Source organism: Streptomyces sp. NPDC057271, assembly GCF_042668715.1.
Classification (GTDB): domain Bacteria; phylum Actinomycetota; class Actinomycetes; order Streptomycetales; family Streptomycetaceae; genus Streptomyces.
The window spans coordinates 3,916-10,395 of sequence record NZ_JBHUYJ010000164.1; the positions used below are offsets into that span (position 1 = coordinate 3,916).

The window sequence follows — 6,480 nt, forward strand, 5'->3', positions numbered from 1 at the left end:
TTTCTCATTCGGCCGGCTTCACGCCCGGCGGCGGGGCTTCGGGCACGGGGGGGTGCCGTCGCAGTCGGATGATGGCGGCGATCAGTCCGCCCCACACGACGGCGATGGCGATGATCATCATGACGATGGCGCCTGCCGACATCAGGGCTCCTTCCTTTCTTGCGGTGCCTCCATGTCGAGATCGATGTCCTCTCCGCCCGCCTTCCAGGGCATCAGGGAGAGGACGACTCCGATGAGCAGGGCCCCGATCGCGACGCCCCATCCGGTGGTGAGCAGGAAGGTGGTCGAGTAACCCTCGTAGTTCTCGTCGAACTCGTTGCGCAGGCTGTCGACCATCATCCAGCCAAGGACCAGCGGGGTGATGACGCCGAGGCAGATCCGCCACCAGTGGCCGAGGGCGATCGCCGAGGTGGCGTCCGCGTTCCGCTGGAGTTCGGGCAGCTTGCGCAGCACCCAGACGATGACGATGAGGGCGACCAGGGCGGCGAGGGCGATGCCGTACGCGTTGATGAAGTGGTCGGAGGCGTCCAGCAGGTACAGGCCGTCGTCGGTGGGGAACACCAGGATCGAGCAGACGGCCACCAGACCGCCGATGCCGAACACGGCCGGAAGCCGGCGCATTCCGGTGCGGTCCTGCACCGCCGAGACGACGACCTGGACGATGGAGATCAGAGACGAAAGACCCGCGACCACCAGCGAGCTGAAGAACAGCACACCGAAGAATCCGCCCAGCGGCATCTCGGAGATGACGGCGGGGAAGGCGACGAACGCGAGCCCGAGGCCCGCGCTGGCGACCTCGTTCACCGGAACCCCGGAGGCGGTGGCCAGGTAGCCGAGCGTCGCGAAGACGCCGATGCCGGCCAGGATCTCGAAGGAGCTGTTGGCGAAGCCGGCCACCATCGCGGAGCCGGTGATGTCGGCCTTACGCCCGAGGTAGGAGGCGTAGGTGACCATGATGCCGAAGCCGATCGACAGCGAGAAGAAGATCTGGCCGTACGCGGCGACCCACACACTGCCGTTGCCCAGTTCCGACCAGTCGGGTGAGAAGAGGGCGTCGAGCCCGGCGGAGCTGCCGTCCAGGGTGAGCGCCCGGATCACCAGGCCCACGAAGAACACGACGAGCAGCGGGATGAACACCTTGTTGGCGCGCTCGACTCCGCGCCGGATGCCGAACGCCAGGATGACGAGCACGACCGCCCAGACGGCGATCAGGGGCCAGAGCACCCCCGGAACGTACGCCGAGATGAATCCCGGTTCCTCGGCCACCTCCAGGAAGTCGCCGAACAGGAAGGCCTCGGGGTCGTCGCCCCACTGCTGTCCTACGGAGAAGCCGACGTACCGCACGGCCCAGGCGATGATGACGGCGTAGTAGGTGGCGATCACGAACGAGATCACCACCTGCCACCAGCCGATGACCTCGACCGGCCGGGACATCTGGCGCAGGGCCGCCGGGGGTGACATCCGGTACTTGCGGCCGATCGTGTACTCCATGATCAGCAAGGGGATGCCGGCGGTGAGCAGGGCGATCAGGTAGGGCAGCAGGAACGCCCCGCCGCCGTTCTCGTAGGCGACGGCCGGAAATCTCCAGATGTTCCCGAGGCCGATGGCGGACCCGATCGCCGCCAGGAGGAATCCGGCTCTCGTGGCCCACTGCTCGCGAGGCTGCGTGGTCATAGGCTGTCCTTGATCGTCGCGAGTGTCCTTGCTCCGGTGCTGACCTGAGGGCACGTTAGCCCGGATCCGGAGCCTCCGCTCGGTGGCAGCGCCGCGTCGGGGAAGGCGTGCGGCCACAATGGTGGTCATGCGTGCCGCCCGGCTGATCAAGATGGTCCTGCTGCTCCAGTCCCGGCCCTCGATGACCGCGGCCGAACTGGCCACGGAGCTGGAGGTGTCCGAACGGACCGTCACCCGTGACGCCCTCGCCCTCTCGGAGGCGGGGATTCCGGTGTATGCGGACCGGGGACGCTCCGGCGGGTACCGGCTGATCGGCGGGTACCGCACGCGGCTCACGGGCCTCGCGCGAGGTGAGGCCGAGGCGCTGTTCCTGTCCGGGCTGCCGGGCGCGCTGCGGGACATGGGACTGGAGGACGCGGCGTCGGCGGCCCGGCTGAAGGTGTCCGCGGCGCTGCTGCCCTCGCTGCGGGACGCGCCGGACTCGGCGGCGCAGCGCTTTCTGCTCGACGCTCCGGGCTGGTACCAGGAGCCGGAGACACCGGAGTTGCTGCCGCCGATCGCGGAGGCGGTCTGGGACGACCGGACGATCTCGGCCCGCTACCGGCGCGGGGACGCCGAGGTGGAGCGCGAGCTGGCCCCGTACGGGCTCGTCCTCAAGGCGGGCGTCTGGTACCTGTGCGCGCGTTCCGGTACGGCCTTCCGGACGTACCGGGTGGACCGTTTCGCGGCCGTGGCCGTCGGCGAGGAGCGCTTCGAGCGGGACGAGGAGTTCGACCTGCCCGCGTTCTGGGCGGAGCGGGCCGCGGAGTTCGCCCGCTCGATCCTGCGCGCCGAGGTCGTCCTGCGGCTCTCGCCGGCGGGGGCGCGCCGGCTGCCGTACGTGACGGACCGCGCGGCGGCGGAGGAGGCGCTGGCGGCCGGCTCGGCGGACGCCGAGGGCCGGCTGACGGCGACGCTCCGCGTGGAGAACGAGGAGGTCGCCTTCAGCCAGCTGCTCTCCCTGGGCCCGGAGGCGGAGATCCTCTCCCCCGGGCCCCTGCGGACCCGCTTCAGGGAGGCGGCCCGGGCACTCGGCGCGCTCTACGGCTGAAACGGGCCTGGGGGGGGGGGCCGGGGCGACCCCACGGGCCCGCTTCAGCCGGATCGGCCCCGGCGGGCCGGGCGCGCGTCTAGCGATAGTCCTCCACGGACGGCTTGCCCGTCTCACCCGCGATGATGTAGCCCCAGGCGTCCGGACGTGAACCGTCGACGTCCGTGAAGCCGTACTCCTTCGCCAGCCGGCCGCTGGAGAGCGACCGGCCGTTCCAGCGTGCCCGGTCGGGGTCGGCGGCGAGTGCCGCCACCGCCCGGCCGACGTACGTCGGAGACTCGGCGATCTCGAAGCCGGGCACCTTCTCGATCGCGTCCCGCCAGTTCTCCTCCGTGACCCCGAACGCGGCCAGCATCTGCTCGGAGCGCAGCCATCCCGGGGTCAGCGCGACGGCCGTGCCGCCGACGCCCTCGAGGTCGTGGGCGAGCGCGAAGGCCATCCGGAGGGGCGCGTTCTTCACGAGGTCGTAGAAGAAGTTGAGCCGGAAGCGGGTGTTGTACTCGGCCGTCCCGTCGGTCATTTCGACGACCAGGCCGCCGGGGTGCCTGATCAGCAGGGGCACCGCGAGGCGGGAAGTGATCGCGTGGGTGCGCACGCCCAGCTCCAGCATCCGCAGGCCGCCCGTCAGATCCGTCTCCCAGATCTTCTTGTCGAACTCGACCAGATGCTCACCGCCCCAGACGTCGTTCACCAGGATGTCCAGCCGTCCCTGCTCCGCGTCGATCCGTTCGACGAGTACCCGGACCTGGTCGATCTCCAGATGGTCGGTGGGAACGGCGACGCCCTCGCCGCCGGCCGCCGTCACCAGCTCGGCCGTCTGCTCGATGGTCTCGGTCGTACGGCCGACCTCGCTCACCTTGTCCCGGGTGGTCCGCCCGGTCACGTACACGGTGGCGCCCGCTGTGCCGAGCGCCACGGCGATGGCCCGTCCGGCGCCCCGCGTGGCGCCCGCGACCAGTGCGATCCTGCCGCTGAGCGGCTTCGTTCGGGTCTCCATGGAACGAGCGTGACAGGAAAGTACGACACCTTCTGTCCGGTTTGATTTTGGCTGTTTCCGGGTGCGTCGCCCTTCCCCAAGGTCGATGCTTGGTCCGTGATGGACGAGACGGAGTTCTGGGAGATCATCGACTCCACCCGCGAGGCCGCCGAGGGCGACCCCGAGGAACACGCCGACCTGCTCGTCGAGCGGCTGCTGCAGCTCGACCCCGACTCCGTGCTCGACTTCGCCCGCCATTTCGAGGCCCGGTACAACCGCGCGTACCGCTGGGACCTGTGGGGCGCGGCGACGGTGCTGCTCGGCGGTGCGAGTGACGACGCCTTCGACTACTTCCGCTGCTGGCTCATCGGGCAGGGCCGGGAGGTCTTCGAGGGCGCGGTGCACGACCCGGACGCGCTCGCCGAACTGCTCGAGGAGTTCGACGAGGAGATCGACGGGGACGGCGAGGAGCTGGGGTTCGCCGCGGACGAGGCGTACGAGCAGCTCACCGGCGCGGAGGCACCGGACCTGGGGATTCCGCCACAGCCGGCGGAGCCGGAGGGCGTCGCCTTCGACCTGGAGGACGACACGGCGCTCGCGGCACGCTACCCGCGCCTGTGGGAGCGCTTCGGCGCGTAGTACCCCGTCTCAGGCACGAGGCGCGTAGTGCCCCGTCTCAGGCACGAGGGGGGATGCGGACCCGGGGTGCGGACCCGGGATGCGGAACCGGGGGCCGTCTTCCCGTACGAAGGACGGGGTATCGACCCGGGGGGCCGTACCCGCCCCGGGCCCGCACCCCGTCCGGGCGGCCCGCCCGGTGAGGCCGGCGGCGTGGTGGGCGAGGCCGGTCCGATCCCGGAGGAGGCGCCCGTGCTCACCGCCGTACGGCCGCCGAAGACCGTGGCGGCGCTCATCAGAAGTGGGTCCCGCCGTCGACGCGGACCTCGGTGCCGGTGATGAACCTCCCGTCGTCGGAGGCGAGCATCGCGACGACACCGGCCACGGTCTCGGGGCCGGCGAAGCCCTCGCCGATGGCCGGGGCGAGCTTGGCGAAGAGGGACCAGTCGGTGTCCTCGGGCAGACCGGGCCCGGTGGACTGGCGGCTGGCGCCGGAGCCGTCGGTCATGCCGGAGGAGATCGAGCCGGGCTGGACGGCGGTGAAGCGGATGCCCTGTTTGGCGTACTCGGCGGCCAGCGCGTGGGTCATGGACTGGATGCCGCCCTTGCTGGCCGCGTAGGCGGCCATGTACGGGTGGGCGAACATCGCCGAGGTGGAGGAGAAGTTCACGACGGCGGAGCCGTTGCCCTCCAGGAGCGCCGGAATCGCCTCGCGGATCATCAGGAACGTGCCGGTCAGGTTGATCCGGACGACCTGCTCGAAGGCGTCGAGCGTCGTCTCGTGGGTGTGCGAGGAGCGGAGGATGCCGGCCGCGTTGACCAGCACGTCCAGGCCACCGAGCGCCTCGACGGCGGCGGTGACACCGGTGCGTACCGAGGTCTCGTCGGCGATGTTCACGACGAGTGTCGTCAGCCGGTCCCCGTCGGCGCCGGCCTTGGCGACGGTGTCCTTGAGGCCGTCCTCGCTGATGTCGGCGGCGACGACGCCGGCGCCCTCGGCGAGCATGCGCAGCACGGTGGCCTGGCCGATGCCGGAGCCGCCACCGGTGACCAGTACGCGGCGTCCTTCGTAACGGTTCATGTCCTGTTCGACCTCTCGACGACGGTTCTCTCGGTGCAGCACACCGTACGCCTGAGTGGCACGATTTGCCATCACTGCACGAAATGCACGGTCGGCAGGGGTGGGCGTATCCTGCGCACGGTGAGCACCAAGCCCTCCTCGAAGCCCGGCTCCCTGACGGAGCGCCGCAAGGCGGCCACCCAGCTCGACATCGCGCGCGCCGCCGCCGAGCTCTTCACCGAGCGAGGCCCCGACGGCACCACGGCCGAGGACATCGCCCTGCGCGCCGGGGTCGCGCTGCGCACCTTCTACCGGTACTTCCGCTCCAAGCAGGACGCCGTCGCCCCGCTCCTCGCGGGCGGCGCGGACCGCTGGCGGGAGTCGCTGGCCGCGGCGGAGCCGGGTTCGACGGTGCCGACAGCCCTGGAACGGTCGATCGCCGAGGCGCTCGCGGCCGCCGACGAGGAGGCGGCCGAGGGGCTGCGCTGGACGCGCGGGCTGCTGCGGGCGGCCGCGGAGGACCCGGCGCTGCGGGCCGTCTGGTACCGGGTGAACCAGGAGTCGGAGGAGAAGCTGCTCGCCGTGGTGACAGAGCTGGCCGGCCCGGGCGCCGACCCGCTGGAGGTACGGCTCGCGGCGGCGGCCGCCACGGACGCGATCCGGGTCGCCCTGGAGGCCTGGGCGGAGACGGACGCGCCGGTCCGCGGGAAGGGCGCGCCGGCCGAGCTGGCGGTGCGGTGTCTGCGGGAACTGATGGGCGGGATGGGGCCGTTGACGCCCTCGGCGGTCGGACGCACGGACGCCTAGTACTCCAGCTGTAGATCGCGATCTTCATGTCTGGGCGGCTTGTCGCTGGTAGTGGCTGGTCTGGGATCGGGCCTGGTGGTGGCGTCGCCAGCGGGACCAGCTGAGTCTGTGGGCCGAGTCGTGTGCGGGCCGGACGACGAGCGCGGTGAACAGGTGCTGGATCTCGTTGCAGGTCAGCGGTATGAGCCCGTCCGGCTTCGGGTGGCGGGCGTGTTCGTCGGCGCGGACGACGGTCAGGAAGGCGTGGGCGAGCAT

General features: G+C 71.1%; 7 protein-coding genes and 1 pseudogene. 3 read left to right on the forward strand and 5 right to left on the reverse strand.

Features of this window, described 5'->3' with window-relative positions; all coding sequences use genetic code 11:
- Positions 1 to 4: 4 nt before the first annotated feature.
- Together ACFUJR_RS37315 and ACFUJR_RS37320 are read right to left on the reverse strand one after the other, a co-directional pair.
- On the reverse strand, positions 5 to 142 hold the full coding sequence (locus tag ACFUJR_RS37315) for a methionine/alanine import family NSS transporter small subunit (RefSeq protein ID WP_383180631.1): 138 nt from the start codon (positions 140 to 142) through the stop codon (positions 5 to 7).
- The gene (locus ACFUJR_RS37320; protein ID WP_383180628.1) at positions 142 to 1,674 is read right to left on the reverse strand and encodes a sodium-dependent transporter; all 1,533 of its coding nucleotides are present in this window, start codon (positions 1,672 to 1,674) and stop codon (positions 142 to 144) included. The genes ACFUJR_RS37315 and ACFUJR_RS37320 overlap by 1 nt, the downstream gene beginning before the upstream one ends.
- A 127-nt stretch (positions 1,675 to 1,801) precedes the next feature.
- On the opposite strand from ACFUJR_RS37320, the gene ACFUJR_RS37325 reads away from it, so the two are divergent.
- The gene (locus ACFUJR_RS37325; protein WP_383180625.1) at positions 1,802 to 2,764 is read left to right on the forward strand and encodes a helix-turn-helix transcriptional regulator; all 963 of its coding nucleotides are present in this window, start codon (positions 1,802 to 1,804) and stop codon (positions 2,762 to 2,764) included.
- Between the two features lie 79 nt (positions 2,765 to 2,843).
- Here ACFUJR_RS37325 and ACFUJR_RS37330 read toward each other — a convergent pair whose 3' ends face one another.
- Complete coding sequence (locus tag ACFUJR_RS37330; protein WP_383180622.1) at positions 2,844 to 3,761, reverse strand: SDR family oxidoreductase; 918 nt, start codon at positions 3,759 to 3,761, stop codon at positions 2,844 to 2,846.
- Between the two features lie 99 nt (positions 3,762 to 3,860).
- On the opposite strand from ACFUJR_RS37330, the gene ACFUJR_RS37335 reads away from it, so the two are divergent.
- Positions 3,861 to 4,379, forward strand: a complete 519-nt coding sequence (locus ACFUJR_RS37335) for a DUF4240 domain-containing protein (protein ID WP_383180634.1) — start codon at positions 3,861 to 3,863, stop codon at positions 4,377 to 4,379.
- A 274-nt stretch (positions 4,380 to 4,653) separates the two neighbouring features.
- Here the strand turns inward: ACFUJR_RS37335 and ACFUJR_RS37340 are convergent, their stop codons facing one another.
- Positions 4,654 to 5,439, reverse strand: coding sequence for an SDR family NAD(P)-dependent oxidoreductase (locus ACFUJR_RS37340; RefSeq protein ID WP_383180619.1), 786 nt, complete (start codon positions 5,437 to 5,439; stop codon positions 4,654 to 4,656).
- A 120-nt stretch (positions 5,440 to 5,559) separates the two neighbouring features.
- On the opposite strand from ACFUJR_RS37340, the gene ACFUJR_RS37345 reads away from it, so the two are divergent.
- Entirely contained in the window at positions 5,560 to 6,225 is a 666-nt protein-coding gene (locus ACFUJR_RS37345; protein ID WP_383180616.1) for a TetR/AcrR family transcriptional regulator, read from the forward strand.
- Positions 6,226 to 6,249: 24 nt separating this feature from the next.
- On the opposite strand, the pseudogene ACFUJR_RS37350 reads toward ACFUJR_RS37345, so the two are convergent.
- Positions 6,250 to 6,480, reverse strand: a pseudogene (locus ACFUJR_RS37350) (IS701 family transposase); the annotation flags it as partial.